The following is a 23,227-nucleotide window of genomic DNA, read 5'->3' on the forward strand; positions in this document are numbered from 1 at the left end:
AACTCAATCGCTCAATAGGTGGCAAGCACATTCAGGAACCAGCCCCGACTGCGGTAAGACAGGTCGGTCAGGTCATCGGAATACTTGGTGAAGTTGTATCCCACCCCAACCTTCACCCCCTTGCCAAGGTGGCGATAGACACCGAGGAGCATGCCGGCTTTTGCATCCTGCGCCTCCGTGGCGCGCAGGTTGCGCCATTCAATCAGGGCGTCCCACTCCTTGACCAGGTGAAGATCCGCCCGGAAGATCAGAAGATCAGCACGGCTGGAGAACCACTCCCCGCCGGCAACCGGCATTTTCAGCTCGCCGACGCGGAACGCGTATTTGGCGCCGACGGAAAGCCACGGCTTCACGTCGTAAATTGTGTCGACGGAAAACACCTGGCTGCGCTGCGCGTAGTCGGCCGCCTGGCCCGAAGGGGTCAGCTGGCCCGCGGTCGGCACGTTGTGCAGGTTGGTGTACTTGAACAGGGTGTTCCAGCGGTCGTTGTCAACCGGCCGGTAGGCGCTGCCCAGCACAAACTCATGGTAGTTACCGTCGACAAAGGCCCCCTGGCTGTTGCTTGAACGCGAGACATTGAGCTTGCCCAGCACGCGCCAGGCAGGGTCCACCTGCATGCCCACCGTGTTGCGCATCAGCCAGGTGGTACGTTCGCCGGACACATTGCTCCGGTCGTTGCGCCACTCAAGATTACCGCTGTATTTCAGGCTGTCCTTTTTGTAGCCGACAGAGCCACCGAGCGCACGGCGCCTGAGGTCACCGGCCAATGGGTCGGACACGGTTCCGAACTCGACCTTGGCGCCCCAGTTCCAGCGGTCATTAGGCGACCAGTCCATGCCAAAGGCTTGCGTCAAGCTTTGCGGGCCGGCCCCATTGACTGCACGGCCCTCGCCGAACACCCGCAATTGATCGGACACGCGGGTGCTTGCACCAGAGACCAGCGTCCCTTGGCGGCCGCGCCACGCGACATCCGGGCTTTCTGTTTCCATCGTGTACGCCAGATAGGCATTGCTCCGGTCGGAGATGCGGTAGTCGGCGCCCAGCTTGCCGCCGGCGCCCATGCTGCCGCCGGATGCTTCGCCGCTGAGCTTCACGCGTTCGCTGACTTGCAGTGCGCCACCCAGGCCGACGCGGTTGTTGGGGTCGCGCGTATCGTCACGCTCCAGCGTCCCCTGAACGTAACCGTAAGCTTCCCAGTTTTCTTTTTCCCCGGGTTTCCCACCCGCACGATCAGGCCGGTAATCCGCCCTCACCTGCGCATCCGTGCGCGATCCGGTCTGGGAAAGCAACGGGCTGGCATTTGGCGTGACATTGGAACGATCGTCCGCACGGACCCCGACAGCGACTTCCCATTCGCTGTTCAGCGTCTGCCGCACCGCAAGTTCGGCGTTCTGGTTATTCTGCAGATCGCCGTCGCGCTTGTCTGCCTTGACCAGCACGCGCGTGCCCGGAACAAGCTCCACATCGGCAGCGGCACCGGCCTGCCGGACCGCCTCACCGCCTATGCCAATCTGCCCCGGGGCCGAATAACCGCGGTCACGGTTCTGGACATAAGAGGTGATCTTCCCCTTCATGCTGTCGGTGACTTCGGCGAGATCCACCGAGCCTTCCAGACGTTCTGCGCCGGCCGACTGGATGCCGCCGTTGTTCAGCGTGTTAAATCCAAAGCCGCCATCAAGAGAGGTTTGGGCGCCATTGCCCGGCCCCTTGGAACGTGCCGCCTCAAACTTCAGCCAGGTGCCGGGCTTGTAGCGCAGCGTCCCGTCGATCCCCTTGAGCGTCTGACTGGAGCCTGTTTCGCCCTGGTGGTAGCTGCTGGCGCCCAGCTGCACATGGTCGTTCAGCCATTGGCTCGCGCGAATGCCGGTCGACAGGTTGTTGATGGCCGTGACGCCGGGTGCAAACTCGTATGTCGTCACGAGGTAGACCGGCTGGCCGCCTACCGCAGACGCCATGATCAGGCCGGCGCCGGCGCCGGTCGCCGACAGGGGCGATTGCAACAGGATACGGCCTTGAAGGTAGTTGATCTCGTAATCCTGCGTAGGCGCGAGTTCGCGGCGCTCGATCACCATGCCGGAGTCCTTGTCGCGGACCTCGATCCAGACGCGCTCCGAGCCCTGTGTGATGTCGAGGTGGCGCAGGTAGTAGAGCGAGCCTCCCGTGCCGCGAAATTCCTCGCGCGAAGCCAGCGTTCCCGGATCGGCGGCAAAAGCATCAATCTGGGTCTGTTTTTCGCCATAGGTCGTGGCATCTTCAGAGCGGTAGCGCACCTGCGCGCCATAGAGGCCGCGCGAGTACTGCATCAGCTCCGTCCCGCTCCACGAGGTCTGGAAGTTACCCCACATGACGTGCGAGTCGCCTTTTTGCAGTTTGACAAAAAACTTGCCCTGCGTCGGCGCATCATCCACCGTTGTGCTGTCATCACCGTAAACGGGGTAGTAGAGGTTGGGGTCAATACTGCGCAGAAGGTATTTGGGATCCTTGCTGGAGAAGTTGGAAAACAGGTCCTCGATAGGACCTTCCCGGGTATCGGCCGAAGCCGTCAGCAGCCATTCGCCCTTGATTTTTCCCTTGAGGTAGAAAGCGGCACGGCCATCAACATACACCTTGTCTTCATAGTGACTTAAGTCCCCGGTCACCAGTTTGGCGGGCCCGGAGACATTGTTTTTCCCGACCGTCAAATCCCCCAGTGCCAGGTAAAACCAGTCATCCGCGGCGATGTTGAGGTTGCGGCGGAAGTTGCTTGCGCGCCCGTCCGACTCTTTCAGCGTCACCTCTACAGACTGCGGACCTGCCGGCATGATTTGTTTCATGGCGAACTTGCCCTGCGCATCGATCGGCAGTTCCAGCCCCAGCGCTTCGATGCGCTGGCCCAGCTTGAGATTGGTGCCGTTGACCGTGACGGTGCCGCCGGTCACCGGAATATTGCGCAGCGCCAGGCTGTTTTCGCCATACCCCGTCAGCCGTTCGCGCTCGAGCTTCTCCGCATCTTCATTGACCGGCATGGCGCGCACCAGAAGGTTCAGGGATTTCAGACTGGTCTCATCGAAACGCCCCTGGGCGTCATAAACACGCAGGAGGTAGAACACCTGGTCGCCGGCCGTATTGGCCGGAACGGTCCAGTTGAGCGCGCCTGACCATGTGATGGGCACGACCTCAAAAGGCTGCTCCTGTGTTTTCTGCCCTGCACGGAAAAGCCGCAGTTCGGCTTTTTTGATCCAGGGAATGTAGTTCGCCCAGGCCCGGAACTCCACCACCTCGCCCTTGACCGCTGCATTGGGTGTGGCCCAGGCATTCATCACCGGCGCAATGGCCAGGCTGTCATAACGCACCTGGATGTCAGCCTTCTCGAGCGCGACGTCAGCGCACCGCTGACCATCTGCTTCATTGGGAATCTCGGAGGCATTGATAGGCTCGCCATCAATCGTGATGCGAAACGGCACAGTGGACTGCCCCACGGCCTGTGGCGTGCAGGGCTTGGCGGCCGCCAGCGGAACAGGAACGGCTGCCGGCGCTACGGCCTCGAACCACACGCGCAGCTCGACGCGGCGATTGCGGGCCATCCCTTCAGGCGTCGCGTTCGATGCCAACGGTTTGTTCTCGCCTGCACCCTCGATCGAATAGGTGATGGCGGGATTGTTCAGCTGCTGCTTGAGATAGGCTGCAACGGCCAGGGCGCGGGCCTCGGAAAGCCCCTGGTTGTCCTTGAATATCCGCTTTGTCTCCGGCGCCAATCGCTGGTTGTCTGTGTGCCCGACAACAGCAATGCGCATACCGGGAGACGACGCGCCCTTGGCGCGTATCTCGGCGGCTAGCGCCTCAATGGATGCTTTGGCGGCGGGCAGCAACTCGGCCTTGCCCGACACAAAAAGGCTCTGGCCCCTGGCTTCTTCCAGCGCCTTGTTGACGGAGGCCACGCTCTGCGGCAACTGCGCTGCGCGGCTGCGCATGCCTGCCGCCTCTTCCCGCGTAACGCCCGAAGGCAACGGGTAGTTGATGGCCGGCTGCACCTCCGCAGGCGGCGGCACCGAGAACAGGTCGATACGGCCATTGTCAATTCGCTTGCCGCTGACTTCGGTGGCGGCCCATACAGAAGACCCTGCACAAAGGACGCTGACGGCTACTGCAATGGTGTGTGTACGGAAATTCATTTCGCCGACTCCAGCTCGGTTTCAATCATCAAGGGATGGAGGGGTTCACTGTCTGTTTCCGCGCGCTCCTTCTTTCGTCTTTCCTTCCACAAGACCTGTATCCGGTCACCGATCGCCGACACGCGTTTTTCCGCAAGCCCCGCCGCCTCGGCGCCTCGGTGATAGGCAATGCGCAGGATGGATGGACGTGTCGCGAGTTGCGAAGGCAGCTTTTCCAGCACCGCGAGATACGCAGGCTGTAACTCCGTGCCGTCGTTCAGGAATGCAGAGCCGGAGAGTTCGAGCCGGACCACACGATGGACCGTCGCGCCGAAATTGAGCTTCACCATCTTGCCGCGTGTCACCCGTACATCACGCGGGTTTTCGGTTGTCAACCGATAGCCCGAAGGCAGGGTTCTTTCGTCCACCTTCATCACGAAGTTGGAACCGCGATCAGCGTTCGGGATTGCCGCGCAAGCCACGTGGAAACGTCCATCATGGTCGCTGGTAACCAGCAACCCGCGCGCAGTTGCAATGCGGACATTCGCGATGCCCGGCTCCCCCTCGTCCTGGTAGCCGTTGGCGTTCTTGTCGTCAAAGACCTTGCCGATGATGTCGGAGCAATCGAAGGTGGGATCGGGAACCACACGCACCGTCGCTGTGGCGGTGTTGGACACCTGGGCGTTGACCAGCGCATTGCGGGCTGCGACCTGATTCACGTAAGTGCCTTCCGACACACCGCTGCCCACCACCAGCAGCATGCGAAGCGTTTTGCGCTCACCTGCGGTAAACGTCTGGCCGGCCCAGGTGAGATTGCGTCCGCTCACCGTGGGCTCAAGTGCCACGCCGTTGAGCGATGCCGAGCCGGTGCGATACCTGAAGCCCGCCGGAATCACATCCACGATGTTGATGTTGCCGAGCACCGCATTCAGCGTGTTGGTCGCCGTGATGTTGTACGGCACCAGGTCGCCGCGGACCACATTGACCAGCGGCGTGCTCTTTGTCATCACAATTGCGCCGCCCAGCACCGGGTCCAGCGGGATGTGGTTATTCAACACGTTGGCCGAGCCTGGTACTGCGGCAAAAGTGAACGTGTAGAAGTACTGGGTCGTGGCCGCACCGCCCGCAAGGGCAAGGGTGTTGTTGGGGCAAGCTGCGGGGTTGTGCAGCGGCACGCCCGCTGTGGGTGCGAAGTTGCTGTTCTGCACCAACGCCGGATCTGGGCTCGGAGGCGCCAGGCCCACGCCCAGGGTCGCGGTACAGGCTGGAATGATCGCCGACGGACCGGGCAGGTAACCCGGTGGCGACGTCACCGTCAGTGTGTACAAGGTCGCGCCTGCCGGAGCACCGCCCAGCAACAGGAACTGGTAAGAACCATCAGCGCCCGTCGTCTGCGTCAGGCTGCCGCCAATCACATCGGCTGCGGTGAGGCCTGGGGCCGAGAGTGTGACGATGGCGTTGGGTACAGGCTGACGGCTGACCGCGTCGTAGATCACTCCGCTCGGATCCAGCGGCAGGCTCTGGGCCAAGGTTGTGGTACCGGCGGTTAGCGTGAGGCCTCTTAACGTTCCGTCGGTATTGTTCGCACCGGCCGGATTGGAGGTCGAATTCACCTGTCCATTCGTATAGGGCAATCCGGTCTCATTGGGCACCGGGCGTCCATAGATGCGCCCGCTTGTGGGCTCCCGAAAGCGGATTTGGTAACCCGAGCCCGGCGCCACACTGGAAAAGCTGTAAGCGCCGTTTGCATCGGAGGTTGTGGTGCCCACCACCACGCCGCCGAGTGTCAGCTCGACGATCCAGCCCGGGACCAATGGTTCACCTGGGTCCTTGATACGGTCATGGTTGAGGTCGCGCCACACGCTGCCTTGCACCGCCGCCACGTCGGAGATCGCCGTGGGGTCGGTTGCCGTGTTGTTGCCGGAAAAGCCGCTGGGCTCATTGCCGCCGGAGACCACCGCCGTGTTCACCAGGACCTGTCCGGACAAACCGGCAGCCACCGCAACACGTACCGTGATGACGGGCGCTGTGGCACCGGAGGCGATCACGCTGTTGGTGTTGCAGGTGACGGTGGTTGCGGTGTTGGAGCAGGACCAGGTTGCGCCGCCATTGACGGCAGCTACAGTCATACCCACAGGCAGGGTGTCGACCACCGTCACGGTGGCGGACGTTGCCGCTGCGCCGACATTGGAAACGGTGATGGTGTAGAAGCCTGTGCTGGATCCCTGGGCGAAGCTGACCGGCGCGTGCGTTTTGGCGATCGCCAGGTCAGGCGCATTGCCCGGGATTTCAGCGAAATTGTTGTCAGCTGACACGGCATTCGCGCTGGCGAGTGGAATCGTCGAAATCGAGGACACCGGGTTGGCCGGCAAGGTCGCCGTTCCGCCGGTACTGCCCGCGATGGTCTGGCCATTGGTCGTGCCGGTGGCCTGCGGCAGGGGCTGCGTCACGGTATAGGTCCCCTGCGCGAGCCCCGTAAAGCTATAGGTACCGTCGGCCAGCGTGACCGTTGACCTGGAGACAGCGAGCCCATTGATGTCGGTGCCCGTCAGATTGATCGTCTGTCCGCCGATGCCGTGATCGCTTCCATTCATCAGGCCGCTGTTGTCATAGTCCAGGAAGACCTTGCCGGAAATCGTGCCGCCATTGGACACCTCGGCGAAGTTGTTGCCGCTCGAAACCGTATTGGGCGGCAGCACGATGCTGCTGATCCGGCTCGGTGTGACAGCCGGTGTGGTCGCCGTTCCGGGTGTTCCGCCGTTCGGAACAGCGCCCGCGGTGGTAATGCCGTTAGAGGTGCCGGCAGGTTGTGCGGGCTCCACCACGCTGTAAGTTCCAGGCAAAAGGTTGCCGAACGAATAGCTGCCCGCCGCATCGGTGACCGTGGTCGCGACCAGCGCATTGCCTGCGTCCCGTAGCTCGATGGTGACGCCTGCGAGCGGATCATCCGCGCCGTCCTGCGCGCCATTGTTGTTCAGGTCCTTGAACACCTTGCCCGAAATGGTCGAAGGAACGACTTCGGCAAAGTTGTTGTTGGCGGAGCCCGAAATTTCGGCGGCTCCGCCGTCACCATTGAGAACCACGTTGGTGATCTGGCTGGTGGTAGCCGTGGGGTTGGATGCCGTACCGGCTGAACCCGTGCTGCCATTGATGCCACTGATGGGGCCGGCGGTCGTGATGCCATTGGTGGTTCCCGCGGGCTGCGCCGGCTGGCAAACGGAGTAGCTGCCGGCAGCCAGTGAGGAGAACAGGTAGTTGCCGAGCGCATCGGTGGTTCCTGTCGTCAGCAGTGCGCCACTGCAGTTTGCGCCGCTGCGCAGTTCAATGCCGACCCCGGCGATCCCCGTGTCGGTGCCGTTCTGAAAGGTGCCGTTGGGCGTGACGTTGTTGTCTCTGAAAACCTTGCCGGAGATGTAGCCAAGGGTGCTGATCGTCAACGTCGCATTGGCAGGCGCCTGGTTGTTGCCCAGATTCGTTTGTAGGGCACCGGCGGGAATGTTGTTGGTGTGTACGCCAGCCGTCAGCCCCGTCACATTGACATCAATCGTACAACCACCTGCGGGGATCGTGCCGCCGCTATTGAGCCTCACGCTGGTGGCGTTGGCGGCAGCCACGACAGTACCGCCGCAGGAGGTCGTCATGCCCGGAGCTGCCGTCAAACGGATCTGGCCGGGTGCCGTCGGCAGGACGTCGTCAAAATCCGCGCTCAAGGTCATTGCTGCGGCATTCGTGTTGCCGATGACGATGCTCAGGCGCGATACGCCGCTCGGTGGGATCACCGCAGGGGTGAACTGCTTGCCGACGGTCGGCGGGGTGGAGGTAATGAGCTGTGCGCTGGTGGGCTCCTGGTTGGTGACGCCCTCGGTGGTAGTAATGCTCCCGGTCGGGATGGTGTTGGTGTACACGCCCGAAATGTTGCTCAGAACATTCACCGTGACGGTACAGAACCCATTGGCTGCGAGTGTGGCCCCGGTCAGGCGAACGCTGGTGGCGGACGCTGCGGCAACAACAGTGCCGCCTGCACAGGTCGTGGCCGCCGCCGGCGTAGGCGCGACGACAAGTCCGGCGGGCAATGCGTCCGTCAGGGTCATGCCGTTGAGCAGCGTGTTGTTGGGATTGTCGAAACGGATCGTCATGACCGCCGCCGCACCGGGCGCCTTGGTGTCGGACCCGGTCGTGAACCCGACAGGATTGCCTGCGTCCAGCGTGCGGGCGCTGAAAGCCTTGTGCACCACAACTGGTGACCTCGCGCGCAGCGTATCGCTCGTAGGCTGGGTGTTCGCCAGGGCATTGCCGCCCGCGGTTGCCGTTAGTGCGTTGGCTGGAATGGTATTGACATAGTCGCCTTGCGCCGCCACAAAGACGTCGATTTCAACCTGGCAGGTTGCCGGCACATTTCCGGCCGCGGCGACGATGATGCCGCCCGAAAGCTGCACCGTGTTGACCGTCGAAGAGACCGTCGCACCCTGGCATGTCGTCGTCGGATTCGCGCCACTGGGAACGGTCACACCAGCCGGCAAGGTGTCGGTGACCGCCAGGTCGCTGACGGGCTGTGAAAGCGGGTTATAGAAAGTGATGCGCAAGCGGGACCGGGTACCCGGCGCCACCACGTTAGGCGTGAACTGCTTGACGATGCCAATGTTCGTGCTGATCGCCAGGCTGGTCGTTGCCGGGTTGGCATTGGTCAGGTTCTGGTCGGTGATGATGGCACCCGGCGGAATGGTGTTCGTGTTGCCACCGGTCACGGCAGACGTCACGTTGACCGATACCTGGCAGGTCGCGTTTGCAGCCAGGTTTACCCCTGACAGACGGACCGATCGCGCGCCCGCCGCAGCGGTCACAACCCCGCCCGGGCATGTCGTTGCGGTTGCCGGGGTAGGCGTCACCACCCACCCATTGTTGGTGCCGCCTGCAACACCGCCGACCGTGAAGTAGTCGGTGATATCCAGGTTGGTAACCGCCTGGGACCCGTTGGATATGTTGATCGTCAGCCGGCTCACCTGGCCGGGGAAAGCCAGGGAACTGATGGAAGTCGTTTTGCTGACGGCCAGGCCGGTAGGAGCATTGAAAAGCAGCGTGCCGACAACGGCGGTGACGTTACGCACGCCGCCGTCCGCGAGGATGCCGTTGGGGGGGATGCTGTTGACCCAGTTCGCGCCGCCTGTTGCCACCACATCAAACAGGAAAGCGCAATTTCCGCCGCCCGCCACATTGGCGCCGGTCAACGTTGCGCTGCCTGCCCCTGCAACAGCCGTGATGGACGTGCTTCCCGCGCAGGTCGTCTGCGCATTGGGCGGAGTGGCCAGCACCATGCCCGCCGGGAGCGGATCGGTCACACTGACGTTTGTCAGCGCGAGCGCGCTCGAATTCAGGAGCTGAACCGTGACCGTTGATTTGCCGCCCGAGGACACGCCGGGTGGATTGAAGCTCTTGTTCGCGGTCAGCGCGGAGGTGTAGGTCAGCTGGGGGGTGTTGGTTGATACCGTACCCAGTGTGTGTGTCGTGCCGTTCCCGTAGGTTTCGGTGCCGTCGACCGTCGCGGTGTTGTTATAAACGCCGGCCGGCCCTACGACATCCACCTGCAAGTTACAGCTGCCGTCCGCACCCGTGCCGTTGTTGGCGCGAGCCGGAACGGTGCCGCCGGTGATGCCGATCGAAGTGGAGCCGGCAACCGCCGTGATGGCGGGGGCGCCGCAGGTGCTTGCCGCGTTGGCCGGATTTGCGATGCGGAGCTGGCCCCCACCGCTGGTTGCCAATTGCAGAGTATCCGAAACCGCAACGTTGGTCAGTGGGTTCGCCGACTTGTTCGTCAGCGTGATGGTCATGCGGACAATGGTTCCCTCGGCAAACGTGCTGGCGCCGGGAGAGGACTGGGCAAACGCCTTCGTTGCTGCGAGCACGGGCGGGTTGGTGCCTACGCTGGTGGAATTGGAAGCACCCCCGTTGCAAGTGGCGCCGCCGTTGTAGCAAACCCCACCGGCAGCGATGACGTTGTTCGAGGTGGCCACCGCAACAGTGGACGCCATGGCCCACACGGTGATGGTGCAGGCACCCGGTACGCTGACACTGGTGCGGGCCGGGACGGTGTCGATGGTAAAGACCGGCGCATTGCTGCCCAGTGGGCTCGCAGAGTTGACGTTGCCGCAAGCGGCGCTGACAGTCGGCGTGTAATTAAGGCCGTTGATCGTGCCGGTGAGGAATGTCTGGCCGTTGGTGAAGTTGTCCGTCACCGATACGGTATTGATCGCACCAGCGCCGAAGTTTTGCACGGTGATCTGGTACTGGATCGGGTTGCCCGGCGCCACGGGTGTCGTGGGTTGTACCGATTTGAGAACACGGAGGTCGTCGGCAACCAGGATGGTGGCCGATACCGCCTGGCTCTTGATGGCGGGGTCGCCCACATCCACGGCGCCTTGGGGGATGCTGTTGGTGTAGGTCACCGGCACGCCGTTCGCCTGAACAGCCGCGGTGAAGTTCACTGTCACCGTGCAGCTGCCATTGGCGGGAATGGTCCCGCCGGTCAGCCTGACGCCTTTGTTGCTGTTGATCGCGGCAGCGGCGCCGCCCGCACAGCTGGTCACCGCCGATGTGACGTTTAACCCTTTTGTCGGGTCGACGCCACCAATCCCGTCGATCGGCGTGTCATCAAAGGTGGTGACAGTCAGTGGCGTATTGCCGCTATTGCTCAAGGTAAGGGTAAGAAAGCCCGAGGCACCGCTTGAAAGGGAGGTGCTGGGCGTAAAGCCCTTGGACACACCGAGCGGAGACCGGACCGTCACGCTGGCCTGCGCATTGGCCTGGGCGGGCAGTCCAAGCACATTGGTGAAGTCGGTGCTCCGGTTGATGATGTTGTTCTGGGCACCGGTCGAGAACTGGCCGTTGGTCTGGTTCGCCTCCACGTTCACAACGAAGGTGCAACTTCCGTTCGCCGGCAGATCTCCGGTGCCGGTCACACTGGTTGCGCCCGCTGCCGGTGCGGGATTGAAGGCCGGTACCGGACCGCTGGTGCACGTTGCATTCGCGCCTGGCGCTGCCGCGACCTTCATGATGGCGCTGCCGCCGAGCTGGGGAAAGTTGTCGGTGATGCTGAACCCGGAAATTGCCACCGGGTTCGGGTTGACCAGCGTGATGGTCAGAGGCGTCGAAGCGCCGCCGAGCACCAGCGTCGAGCTGGTGAATGCCTTTGAAATTTGCGGCTGCTGCAATGCCCTGACCACGAAGGTCTGGGAGACATCTCCTACATTGCTGCCGCCGCTGCTGGTCACCGCACCATTGAGGATTTGATACGCGTAGGAGGTTGCGTTACCCGTCGAGGTGCCGACCGTGACCGGAATGTCGATGACACACTGGCCGTCAATCCCGCCGGCGGCGGCAGGTATGGTGCCGCCAGCCAGGGCAAGCGCCTGCGTTCCCGGGTTGGCGGTTAAAGCCCCACCGCAACCATTGATGGCCGCAGACGCAACACTGAGGCCGTTGGGCAGAAGGCCAGGCAAGCTGTTGCTGAAGTCCACATTGGTGACGGGCACCGGATCGCTGTTGGACAGGGTAATTCGCAAGGTGGCCGTCTCGCCGGGATACATCCCTTGCGCCGGAATGATCGCGGTCACCGAAGCCGTCAAGGCTTGGGCCGCAACGGGCATCAATCCAATGGCCAATCCGAGAGCCGCAGCACGAAGCAAGGAGCCGGCAGCGGCTTTCGCCAGAAATTTCGAGGACAACATAGTAGGCAGTTCGACTCTTTGAATGCTTGGGAACCGTGCCGGTAAGCAGTCCGCAGGAGCACCGAGTCAACGCTGGCAGAGGACGCACTGCGTTTACTCGGCATGTCTCATGTCAGACAACGTACCGGTAACAAACAGTGCGAAGATTAACTATGTTGCGTTTTTTCTAATACTAAATTTACTACTTTGTTAGTTTGAAGTGACAAAAGTGGAACTTTTTAACAACCCTATTAGTTGTATATGTTTCTTTCTGTAATTTTTCGTTGTGCCGATGCAAACCAAGTGGACATTTTTGGCAGCAGGCGGAAATACCTGAAGAAACCGCTGTTGAGCCAGGCATGACTGCGGCTTTTGTGAACGGAATCCCTCACAACGGACAGAGGGGCGGCATCTACGGCCCATGCAGCTCCCGCAAGCGGGAATGGCCAATAACACCCGTGCGACACGCGCCGTACATGCACCGGCTGTCAAACGCAGACAGGTTGCCTGCGGCAGGGCTGCGCCTTTGAGGTTCGTCAGCCCTGATGCTTTTTCCTTTTGGATGGGGGCCGCCAGACCTTGGAACGGCCACTAAATCCGGACTTCTGGAGTCCGCCCTTCACACAGCGCAGGTCAACCTCCTCGCCGAGTTTTCAAGGGATTTTTTTTGCGCGCTGACGTTGGGGCCGGCGTGTCTTCCACCAGCGCGCAAGGTGCACCCTCAAGTCCTGATGTGGGTGGGTGATGCGCCGGATCGCGCCGGCATAATCCAGCGCCAGCCCGGGTGTCCACGCGATCGATTCGGCACGCACCCGTACGCTTCCGGCCAGCCACATGTCGGGGTGAAAGGCCAGGCGCAGCAGGGTTCGCCAGAAAGGTTTGTCGGCAAATACACCTTCCATCGCGGCGTCGATAGCCTCGGTCACGACCACCGAGCAGTTCCGATGCGTCAGGTTATAGGTGTCGTCCTGACGGTACGCTTCCCAGAACGACTGCAGGTGGCTGCGGTTAAACAGGCGAAAGCGGATGCGAAAGGTTGAAGGGCGCGTCGCACCGGCTTCCTGCTCATAAGAGGGAAGCCACATCCCCGGATGGTCGTTGCTTTGTGTAGCGCGCACCTGGTTTACAAGATTGTGCTGCGTGATGGTCAGGCGCACGCGTGGATGGTGGCTGATGTACAGTTGCGGCCCGCACTCCAGCGCGACATGGCCGGTGGTAACGCTGCCTTTGCGGGAGAGGGCCGCAATGTACCGGTCGACCAGCGGAAGGCGGATGCGCTCTTCGCTTTGATCCACGGCGGTCCAGATGTGAACCACCATCTGTTCGCCGGGCATGCCGGCACCTGCGGGCGGGGCGGATGGGGGCGTACTGGCACCCATCTCCCTTTTCCTTTTATAGAGCTCAATGGCCGCAAGCCGTGACCCCGGCGGCAAGCGTTGCAGGCGCCAGGCGCCGCGCATCACGACGTAGCCGCCCGCCATCAATGCAAGGCCGGTGCAAAAAGACACGTTCATCGCAGAAGGCAGGGGCCAGTCGGTCACCAGCAATATCGCCATGACCAGATAACCCCAACCGATGACGTTGGAGATGCGCCAGTTCGGATACCGGATTAAAAGACTTGACGCAATACGCACCAGTCCGTTGAAGGTAAAAGCAGCGGCGAAAAGAACGGCTGCAGCAATCGAATTGTCCCAGGGGAAATCCAGCAGCAGACAGGCAAACACCACCATGGCCGCGCCGCGCAACATTTCAAAGCGCCGCCGCGCACGTGTGTGTGTGGTGCCTATCACCAGCTCCACCAGGCCTTGCAACAGCAACACGGCGCCGAACACCCAGCCTGCCATGTCGGTCACGCCATCGACCAGGTCTATCAGCACCACGGCACCCAGCAACACCGCGAGCAGGCCCGCCACCAGAAAGATCTTCCAGCGCTTCACGAGCGCATCGCCGCCAAAAAGGGTTAGTGCAAGTCTGAACATGTTGGTGCGGTGACCGCCGGGACCGTGCTACGCGTCAGGGGAATGCGTAGCTCGCAGCGCCCAGGCTTCACTTCAAAGAGGGGAAGTCAACCACATAGCCATTCATTGGCATGGTTGCACGCTGGACGGCCTGCTGCTGCGGCAGCGCGGTCCACAGCACTTTGCCCTGCTCGGTCGCGTCCGTGGCAACACCCCTGGCCGTGAACGCGTCGATCACGTAGGGCACGCCCTGGGATGACAAGGGACCGATACCGTCCGACACGTGGAAATGCAGGTGCGGCGCCGTGGTGTTGCCGGAATTGCCCAGCAACGCCAGCACCTGGCCGCGCCTGACGCGGTCGCCCACGCGCACCTTCAGTGAACCCGGCTGCAGGTGTGCATAAAACGCGTAATAGCCGCGCCCCAGATCGAGGATCACATGGTTGCCCGTCACGTTCTGCATGGTCGTGTCGGGTGGCAAGGCATTGGGCACCCGCTCAGGCAGCCCGTCGAGCACGGAAACCACTTTGGCATCCGCCACGGCAATCGCTTTTTGCCCGTAGGTCGGCCAGTTTTCGTTCTTGTTGCTGTCGCCGTTGCTTTGCTGCGAGTTCGCGTCTATCTTGATCCAGTCGATCGCAAACCGCTGACTGACATAAAGAACGCCGTTCACCGGGATACCGGCACGCCGGTGCGGCGCCTCTTTGCAGCAGCCATTGAATGCAACCCAGCCGGTCCCCTCAAGCGGCGGGCCGATCAGCGGAGCCGGCCGGGTGCTGACGGAAACATTGCCACCGGTCTGCGTGGTCTGAACGCTGCTCTCACCGGCAGTTTTGACGGCTGCCGTGAGCTTGATTTCGGGCCCGGCGGTGACCACACGGTGCGACAGGACTTTCGGAATGGCCTGACCGGCCTCCAGCACCACGTCAATCCAGAACAAACCGGCCTGTGCCGCGCCGATGCTGTCACCACCCGCGCCGTCCAGCAACGAAAAAGTGCCCGCAACATCCGCCCCGGCGACGGTGGTCAGCACCTTGCCCGAAGCGGCATCCAATACCTCCAGCGATACCAGCTTGACCGGCACGGCCCGCGCATTGGTGACCTGCAGCTCGTAATCGATGTGCACACGCCCATCAGCGCCGCGAAAAGGCACGGGGCGTGAGGCGGCGCTCAGCAGTACAGGAGTGTTCTGGTCATGCGCACCGGCAAATTCCAGGTTGTTCAGTCCGGGTTTGGGTCCTGCCGCAAAGGCGTGCAGACCTCCGGCAAGTACCAGCACGGCCACAAAAAAACGACGCATGCGATCCTCCTTGTGATGGCGGGGCCATCATAGCGCCAAGCATCGCACCGTCGAAGCATAAGAGCGTGCCGCGCGAAGGGATCCCTTCGCACGGCACATGGGGAAAAGATCACCGGGCAATCGTGCTGAAGTCTGCACGCCTTCCGGTCTTTGACTGGATCAGCGGTTGCTGTAGTCGGGAGACTGCTGCTGCGTGACCACAGGGGCCGGCGGCGGCTTGGGACCGTAACTGGCGCCATCCTGGGTCCGCAAGGTCGACCCTTCCACTGTCACGCGGCTGCCAACGCTGGGAGCGCGGGCAACTTCTACCATGCGTTGGGAACCGTCTTCCATGCGCACGCCGACCTGGTAAACCGTTTCCTTGCGAACATGCCCTTCGATGGCGTTGCCGGCGAAACCGCCACCCACCGCACCCAGGATGGTGGCCGCCGTACGCCCACCGCCATGGCCGACCTGGTTACCCAGCACGGCGCCCAGCACGCCACCCGCCACAGCACCTACGCCAGGGCCTGCCGGCTTGGTGGAACGCTCAACCGGTGTCACTGACTCCACCGCACCGCATAGATGGCACACAGGCGCCGGCGCCACAGCGACCGGTGCAGGGTAAGGGGCCGGTGCGGGCGAAATACCCGCATAACTCGGGGCGGGTGCCGGTTTTGGCGTCGGCTTGACCACTTTTTTGGTCGGCACGGGCGCGGGCTTGGCGGGTGCGGCAACCGGCTTTTCAGCCATGTCGTCCGCCACATTGCTGGCCGCGGCCATGGGGGGCGCCACTTGCGGCGCGGCTTGCGGTGCTGCGAGTGCCACCGGGGTCGCCGTAACCGGGTTACGCATCTGGTAAATCATGGTCCCGCCCATGGCCAGGACGGCCACTCCCAGTATGCCGACGGCCGCCCACAAGGGCTTGCTGGCCGACGGGGCCTGCTGGCCCGGCTGAAGATTTTCGGTGGATGTGTTCATGGCATTTCCCTCTGTGAAATCAATTGGTCCCGCAACGGGGTTTCATCTGTCGTTGTTCAACGTTTCCCATGCCGCGAAGGTAAACATGCTTTGGCAGGCAGCTGTGTATTTATGTAAACGCAGGTTATTCTCCGGCAAAGTCGCCGTAAACGCGAATTGCAACGGTAACGCGGCCTGTTGTTCCTGGAGACGCCCACAGAATCCAGCGAAACGGTCCGCGGAAGGCGGCGCACAACGCCAAGAGGGTTTTCGGTGGAAGTGAATTTCCGTATCACTCCCATTTGCCCCAATGACATCGACCTTAACGTGGCCGGGCAGCGGCCTCAACATCGGTAAGGGAAACTATTGTCTCGTCGCCGTACTTTTCTGCAAGCATTGTCTTTACTTCTTCATAGCTATGTGCGTAGAACGTTTCATGCACGCCCGGCTCGCCTGAATTCTTCTTCCATACGATCGCAAGGTACTCTTTAAGCTGCTTGTCCATCTGCCACTTCATTTTTTAAGGCATGTACCACTATTGCAAAAGCCGCCGATCGTGGCGCCTGATCCCTGCCGCAGCGCTTCGAGTTTCATTAGTGGCTCTTAAAGATTGGGTGCCAGCAGGCGCTGCAATTCCCCGGCTTTCAGACCACGCCGCTGCGCGAGGTCCTGCAGCTGATCGTCGCCGATTTTGCCAACGTTGAAATAGGTGCTCTCGGGGTGGCTCAGGTAAAAGCCGCTCACACTGGCAGCCGGCGTCATGGCCAGGCTTTCGGTCAGGGCCATGCCGACCTCTTCGGCCTTGAGCAGCTCGAACATTTCTTTCTTGACGCTGTGGTCCGGGCAGGCCGGGTAGCCTGGCGCCGGGCGTATGCCCTGGTATTTTTCGGCGATCAACGCCTCGCTGTCCAGTGACTCGGCCGGCACATAGCCCCACAAATCCTTGCGTACGCGCTGGTGCAGGCTTTCGGCAAACGCTTCGGCCAGGCGGTCAGCCAGCGCCTTGAGCATGATGGACGAATAATCGTCGTGGTCATCCAGGAAGTACTTTTCCTTTTTCTCGGCGCCAATGCCTGCCGTGACGGCAAAAAGACCGATGTAGTCCGGAATTTGTGAGGCATTTTGGCCTGCAGCGCCCGTATATTCAGCGCGAGCAGCTATCAATTCAGGAGCAAGCACCTTGGGCGCGACAAAATCAGCCAGGCAACGGCTGGGGCGCATCACGCCGTGAATCGCGGTTTTTTCGGTTTGCTGGCGCAGGCCGTACCAGGTCATGGCCACTTCGCTGCGCGACTCGTCGGTGTAGATCTCGATGTCGTCACCCACGCTGTTGGCGGGGTACAGCGCCATCACGCCGTTGGCGGTGAGCCAGCGGCCTTCAATCAGGCGCTTGAGCATGCGCTGGGCGTCGGCGTACACGCGCACAGCTTCGGTGCCCACGACTTCGTCCTTCAGGATGGCCGGGAAGGCTCCGGCCAGGTCCCAGGTCTGGAAGAAAGGACCCCAGTCGATGTACTGGGCCAGCTCCGACAGGTCGAAGTTCTTGAACACGCGACGGCCAATGAACTTGGGCACGGGCGGTGTGTAGTGGGCCCAGTCCATTGACGTGGGATTGGCGCGGGCCTTGGCCAGCGGCCACATCGGCACCTGCTTTTTGTTGGCGTGCTGGGTGCGCACCTTGTCGTAGTCGGTATACAGCTCTTCGATGTATCTGGCGGCCTGGTCGGACAGCAGGCTTTGCGCCACGCTCACGCTGCGGGACGCATCGGGCACATACACCACCGGGCCTTCGTAGTGCGGGGAGATCTTGACGGCCGTGTGCACGCGGCTGGTGGTGGCGCCGCCTATCAGCAGCGGGATTTTTTTTATGCGGAAGTGATCGTCTTTCTGCATCTCGGCGGCGACGTACTGCATCTCTTCCAGGCTGGGTGTGATGAGGCCCGACAGGCCGACGATGTCGGCGCCTTCAACCTTGGCGCGCGCCAATATTTCATGGCAGGGCACCATCACGCCCATGTTGACGACTTCAAAGTTGTTGCACTGCAAGACCACCGTCACGATGTTCTTGCCGATGTCGTGCACGTCGCCCTTGACCGTGGCGATGATGATCTTGCCTTTGGTCTTGACGTCGCCGCCGGCGGCTTCGAGCAGCAGCTTTTCGGCTTCGATGTAGGGCAGCAGATGCGCCACGGCCTGCTTCATCACACGGGCGCTTTTCACGACCTGGGGCAAAAACATCTTGCCTTGGCCGAACAGGTCGCCGACGATGTTCATGCCGTCCATCAGCGGGCCTTCAATCACATGCAGCGGCCGGCCGCCCTCTGCAAGGATCTCCTGGTAGACCTCTTCGGTGTCGGTCACGATGTGCTCGTTCATGCCGTGGACCAGCGCGTGCGACAGGCGCTGGCGCACCGGCAGGGCACGCCATTCATTCTTCTTGCTGTCGTCCTTGGCGCCGCTCCTGGCGGTCTCGGCCACTTCGATCAGACGCTCACCGGGCGTGAGTTCGGGCTCACCGGACTTGTAGGCCGGTGTACGGTTGAGCACCACGTCTTCCACACGCTCGCGCAGCACCGGATCGAGGTCGTCATACACGCCGACCATGCCGGCGTTGACGATGCCCATGTCCATACCGGCCTGGATCGCGTGGTACAGGAACACGGTGTGGATGGCTTCACGCACCGGGTCGTTGCCGCGAAAGCTGAAGGACACGTTGGACACACCGCCAGAGACCTTGGCGCCCGGCAGGTTCTGCTTGATCCAGCGCGTGGCGTTGATGAAATCGACCGCGTAGTTGTTGTGCTCTTCGATGCCGGTGGCGATCGCGAAAATGTTCGGGTCGAAGATGATGTCTTCGGGCGGAAAGTCCAGCTCATCGACCAGCACGCGGTAGGCGCGCTCGCAGATTTCGACTTTGCGCTCATAGGTGTCGGCCTGGCCTTTTTCATCAAAAGCCATCACCACTGCCGCCGCGCCATAGCGCTTGAGCAGTCTGGCCTGCTGCTTGAAGGGCTCCAGCCCCTCTTTCATCGAGATCGAGTTGACGATGCCCTTGCCCTGAATGCAGCGCAGGCCGGCTTCGATGACGCTCCACTTGGAGCTGTCGATCATGATGGGCACGCGGGCGATGTCGGGCTCACTGGCGATCAGGTTCAGGAAACGCACCATGGCGGCCTGGCTGTCGAGCATGGCTTCATCCATGTTGATGTCGATGATCTGCGCGCCGTTTTCGACCTGCTGGCGGGCCACGGCCAGCGCCTGCTCGTATTCACCGTTGAGGATCATGCGGGCGAAGGCCTTGGAGCCGGTGACGTTGGTACGCTCGCCAATATTGACGAACAGCGTGCCCGCGCCGATGGCGACCGGCTCCAGGCCGGACAGCTTCATGGGGGGGACATTGGGTAAAGATTCAGTTTCAGACACGGACTCACCTTGAGGCAAAGGTGAGCGTCGTTGCTGCAGGGGCCGCCGGAAGCCGCCGCCTGTAACCCAAGCCTGACGAACGCTTGTGTTCGCTGCAACGCTCCTTGGGTTACCATCATTTTAAGGGCTGAACGCCGCCCGCGCCATATCCTTGCGCCAATGGCAAGAGATACCAACAAAAGTCCAGGGGATAGCCGGAGCCACCATGTTTGAAAACCTGTTCGGCAGAAAACAGAAGGGAACGCCCGATGCGCCCGAGTCCATGCGTCCCAAAGACCGCATGCGGGCCATTGAAGGCTCCAGCACGGCCGAGCTTGCCGCCAGGCTGCTGATTGCACCAACCGCCCTGATGCAGCTCACGCCCGAAGAGGCTTTCACCGTCGTCAGCTATATGACGCCGCGCAGGATTTCCGAGGGAACGACCTTCATCCGCGAAGGGGACAAGAGCGATACCGGTTATATGGTGCTGCTGCTCGAAGGCGAAGTCACGGTCGAAAGCATTGTGGTCAGCCGCCGCACGCCGGTCACCATCACGGTGCTGGGCCCCGGCAGCCTGATCGGCGAGATGGGCCTGGTCGACGGCCAGGCGCGGCTGGCGTCATGCACTGCCAGCAGCGACGTGAGCTGCGCCGTGCTGTCGCGCGCAGCGCTTGAAAAAATGGGGGAAGAGCAACCGGTGACTGCGGCCAAACTGATGTTTGCCGTTTCACTGCGCATCGCCGAACGGCTGCGCGACACCAGCGAAAAACTCAAGATGTACAGCCAGCTGGTACAAGCCATGCAGCAGGAAATCGACCGGCTGATGCCGGGCTGATTTCCGTCTGGCAGAAAAGCGGGGAAGGCGCCAGGCTGGCCGCCCCCTTCGACTTAGTCGAGCTTGATTTTGGCGACCTTGATCAGGCGTCCATAGTCGGCATGCTCTTTCATCACCATGTAGGCAAAGTCGGCAGAGCTCATGGGGCTGGGGGTCGCGCTCATGCGTGCAAACTTTTCCGCGGTGTCGGGCGTGTTGAGCGCGTCGGCGAATGCCCGCTGAAGCTGGTCTGCCGTAGCTTTGGGAAGGTTGGCCGGGCCAAAGATGCCGAACCAGGTGCTGATGTGAAAGCCGGGCAATACGTCGTTGATGGTCGGAATTTCCGTAAAGCTGCTGGAGCGGTTGATGGTGGTCACGCCAAAAGCGACCAGCTTGCCCGACTTGATGTTGGCGCTGGCAGAGGCCAGGTTGTCGAACATCAGGTCGGTCTGGCCCGACAGCAGGCCAGCCTGCGCCTGCGCCGAGCCGCTGGAAGGCAGGTGCACCACGCTGATCTTGGCCAGGCTTTTGAACAGCTCGCCCGCGAGGTGGCCGGCGCTTCCATTGCCGCCGGAGGCATAGTTCAGCCGGCCGGGATTCTTGCGTGCGTAGGCAATCAAGTCCTTGGTGTCCTTGATTTTCAGCCGCCTGGCTGTTTCGGCATTCATGACCAGCACGTTCGGCACACGGGCCACCAACGTGATGGGCGTGAAGTCCTTCAATGCGTCATAGGGCATGTTCGGGTAGAGCCACGGGTTGATGGCATGTGTGGCCACCGCCCCCATCACCAGCGTATGGCCGTCTGCAGGCGCCTTGGCGACGAGGGCCGCACCCACGTTTCCGCCGGACCCCGGCCGGTTGTCAACCGTGACTTCGGTTTTGAGCAGGGGACGCAGCTTCTCGGCCAGGATGCGCGCAGCGTTGTCCAGCGGGCCGCCGGCTGGATAGGGCACGACGATCGTCACCGGTTTTTGGGGCGACAGTTGTGCATGGCCTGCGAAAGCCGTCATCGCCAACGTGAATGCCGCTGCGGCCTTGATGAATAAACCCACCTTCATGATTTCCTTGGTTGTGTTGTGTTGCGTTGTTTTGCCGAACCATCAACGCTGCAGGGCGCAGCGCCGGAGAATGAAAACAGGGTTCGGCAAAAGGGCCTGACTATAGCCGCGAAATATGACTTTTCGGGACATCGCCGGGCACGTCATCTCATATGCATACTTATTAAGTACACGTGCATCAGGGAACCGGCTTTTTCGGCCAGCCGACGGCATCACCCGGAAGTGATGCAGGGCAGCGCTGCCCTCAGGCGGCCTCTTTGTAGAAGGCGCCACGCTGCAAGGAGCGGCTGGCGACCGGGGCGACCGCGTGGGCGATGGCACCTATGTGATCCGGCGTGGTGCCGCAGCAACCGCCCACGATGTTGACAAGGCCTTCCTCGGCGAACTCGCGCAGCAGGCGGGACGTTACGTCGGGCGTTTCGTCAAAGCCGGTGTCGCTCATGGGGTTGGGCAGGCCGGCATTGGGGTAGCAGCTGATGAAGGTGTCTCCGGCCACGCGGGCCAGCTCCTGGATGTAGGGGCGCATCAGGGTGGCGCCCAGTGCGCAGTTGAGGCCGACTGCCAGTGGTGCGGCATGGCGCACGCTGTGCCAGAAGGCCGTCACGGTTTGCCCGCTCAGGATGCGGCCCGAAGCGTCGGTCACGGTGCCGCTGATGATCAGGGGCAGGCGCTCGCCGGAGTTGTCGAAGTATTCGTCAATGGCAAACAGCGCCGCCTTGGCATTGAGCGTGTCGAAGATGGTCTCGACCAGCAGTACGTCGCTGCCGCCCTTGACCAGTGCCTCGGTCTGTTCGTAGTACGCCTTGCGCAACTCCTCGAAACTGGTGTTGCGCGCGCCCGGGTCGTTCACGTCGGGGCTGATGCTCGCCGTCTTGGGCGTAGGGCCAAGGGCGCCGACGACAAAACGCGGCTTGTCGGGCGTCGAATACTTGTCGCAGGCGGCACGGGCGATGCGGGCCGACTCGTAATTCATCTCGACGGCCAGGTCGGCCATGTCGTAGTCGGCCTGCGCCACGGTAGTCGCGCCGAAGGTGTTGGTTTCAATCATGTCGGCGCCCGCAGCCAGGTAGCCCTCATGGATGTCCTGGATCACGTCGGGGCGCGTCAGGCTCAGCAACTCGTTGTTGCCCTTCACGTCTTTGTGAAAATTCCTGAAGCGTTCGCCCCGGTACTGGGCCTCGTTGAGCTTGAAGCGCTGGATCATTGTGCCCATCGCACCGTCAAGGATGGCGATACGTTGTTCCAGGATGGCCGGCAGCTGCTGCCCGCGTGTGTAGATGATTGGCTTCATGCTCCGATTTTAAGGCGCGGCAGCTTTTTCAGCAGACTTCGACGGGTTCTCTTCAACCAGCAAGGGCCGCGGAACCGGCTTTGCCGGGCCGCAGGCGCAGCGCCCCCTTGGGGGCAGGGAGCTACACGCAGTGAGCGACCGTGGGGGCGCCATCAGCCACAATAGGGGTATTGCCCTGAACATGAAAAACTTTCAACCCAAAGAAGCCTGGTCCTGGCTGCAGGCACATCCTGACGCACTGTTTGTGGACGTGCGCATGGAGATCGAGTCGCTGTACGTCGGCCGCCCCCCAGGCGTGGTCAACGTGCCGTGGTACGAATACCCCGACCTGCAGCCGGACCCGCAAAAGTTCGCCGACGCCGTGGCGCGCGAAGCTGCCGGCAAGGCGCAGCCGGTGCTGCTGATTTGCCGATCCGGCAAGCGCACGCTGGACGCCGGCAAGGCACTGGAAGCGGCCGGTTTTTCTGATGTGCAGCATGTGGTGCATGGCTTTGAAGGTGAGCTCGACGAACAGTTCCAACGCTCCACGCTCTCGGGCTGGCGGTTTGATGGCTTGCCCTGGGAGCAGATGTAGCCGGTTTTTTACTGCTATTTATGCATTAAACAGGCTCGCAGCTTTATTCCACCAGCGCAAG

General features: G+C 61.9%; 11 protein-coding genes and 1 riboswitch. Of the genes, 2 read left to right on the plus strand and 9 right to left on the minus strand.

What is annotated here, in order from left to right:
- Positions 1–11: 11 nt before the first annotated feature.
- From AC1DWQ_RS14645 to metH, 7 genes are all read right to left on the minus strand, one after another.
- Positions 12–4,151, minus strand: coding sequence for an OmpA family protein (locus AC1DWQ_RS14645; RefSeq protein ID WP_477670298.1), 4,140 nt, complete (start codon positions 4,149–4,151; stop codon positions 12–14).
- On the minus strand, positions 4,148–11,851 hold the full coding sequence (locus AC1DWQ_RS14650) for a DUF7933 domain-containing protein (RefSeq protein ID WP_477670299.1): 7,704 nt from the start codon (positions 11,849–11,851) through the stop codon (positions 4,148–4,150). The genes AC1DWQ_RS14645 and AC1DWQ_RS14650 overlap by 4 nt, the downstream gene beginning before the upstream one ends.
- Positions 11,852–12,483: 632 nt before the next feature.
- Positions 12,484–13,809 (minus strand): DUF308 domain-containing protein, encoded by a 1,326-nt coding sequence (locus tag AC1DWQ_RS14655; RefSeq protein WP_477670300.1) that lies wholly within the window; start codon positions 13,807–13,809, stop codon positions 12,484–12,486.
- Positions 13,810–13,876: 67 nt separating this feature from the next.
- On the minus strand, positions 13,877–15,088 hold the full coding sequence (locus tag AC1DWQ_RS14660; protein WP_477670301.1) for a M23 family metallopeptidase: 1,212 nt from the start codon (positions 15,086–15,088) through the stop codon (positions 13,877–13,879).
- Positions 15,089–15,247: 159 nt separating this feature from the next.
- On the minus strand, positions 15,248–16,048 hold the full coding sequence (locus tag AC1DWQ_RS14665; RefSeq protein WP_477670302.1) for a glycine zipper 2TM domain-containing protein: 801 nt from the start codon (positions 16,046–16,048) through the stop codon (positions 15,248–15,250).
- A gap of 301 nt (positions 16,049–16,349) precedes the next feature.
- A complete protein-coding gene (locus tag AC1DWQ_RS14670) occupies positions 16,350–16,532 on the minus strand; it encodes a hypothetical protein (RefSeq protein ID WP_477670303.1) in 183 nt (60 codons plus the stop codon).
- Between the two features lie 98 nt (positions 16,533–16,630).
- On the minus strand, positions 16,631–19,450 hold the full coding sequence (gene metH, locus AC1DWQ_RS14675; protein WP_477670304.1) for a methionine synthase: 2,820 nt from the start codon (positions 19,448–19,450) through the stop codon (positions 16,631–16,633).
- A 15-nt stretch (positions 19,451–19,465) separates the two neighbouring features.
- A riboswitch (S-adenosyl-L-homocysteine riboswitch) is annotated at positions 19,466–19,562 on the minus strand.
- Positions 19,563–19,655: 93 nt separating this feature from the next.
- On the opposite strand from metH, the gene AC1DWQ_RS14680 reads away from it, so the two are divergent.
- Positions 19,656–20,264 (plus strand): Crp/Fnr family transcriptional regulator, encoded by a 609-nt coding sequence (locus tag AC1DWQ_RS14680; protein ID WP_477670305.1) that lies wholly within the window; start codon positions 19,656–19,658, stop codon positions 20,262–20,264.
- A gap of 53 nt (positions 20,265–20,317) precedes the next feature.
- Here AC1DWQ_RS14680 and AC1DWQ_RS14685 read toward each other — a convergent pair whose 3' ends face one another.
- Both AC1DWQ_RS14685 and AC1DWQ_RS14690 read right to left on the minus strand, forming a co-directional pair.
- Complete coding sequence (locus AC1DWQ_RS14685; RefSeq protein ID WP_457281759.1) at positions 20,318–21,301, minus strand: Bug family tripartite tricarboxylate transporter substrate binding protein; 984 nt, start codon at positions 21,299–21,301, stop codon at positions 20,318–20,320.
- A 244-nt stretch (positions 21,302–21,545) separates the two neighbouring features.
- On the minus strand, positions 21,546–22,592 hold the full coding sequence (locus AC1DWQ_RS14690) for a homocysteine S-methyltransferase family protein (protein ID WP_477670306.1): 1,047 nt from the start codon (positions 22,590–22,592) through the stop codon (positions 21,546–21,548).
- A gap of 181 nt (positions 22,593–22,773) precedes the next feature.
- On the opposite strand from AC1DWQ_RS14690, the gene AC1DWQ_RS14695 reads away from it, so the two are divergent.
- Positions 22,774–23,166 (plus strand): rhodanese-like domain-containing protein, encoded by a 393-nt coding sequence (locus tag AC1DWQ_RS14695; RefSeq protein WP_477670307.1) that lies wholly within the window; start codon positions 22,774–22,776, stop codon positions 23,164–23,166.
- Positions 23,167–23,227: the final 61 nt, after the last annotated feature.

This window comes from Polaromonas sp. P2_G11 (genome assembly GCF_056403595.1).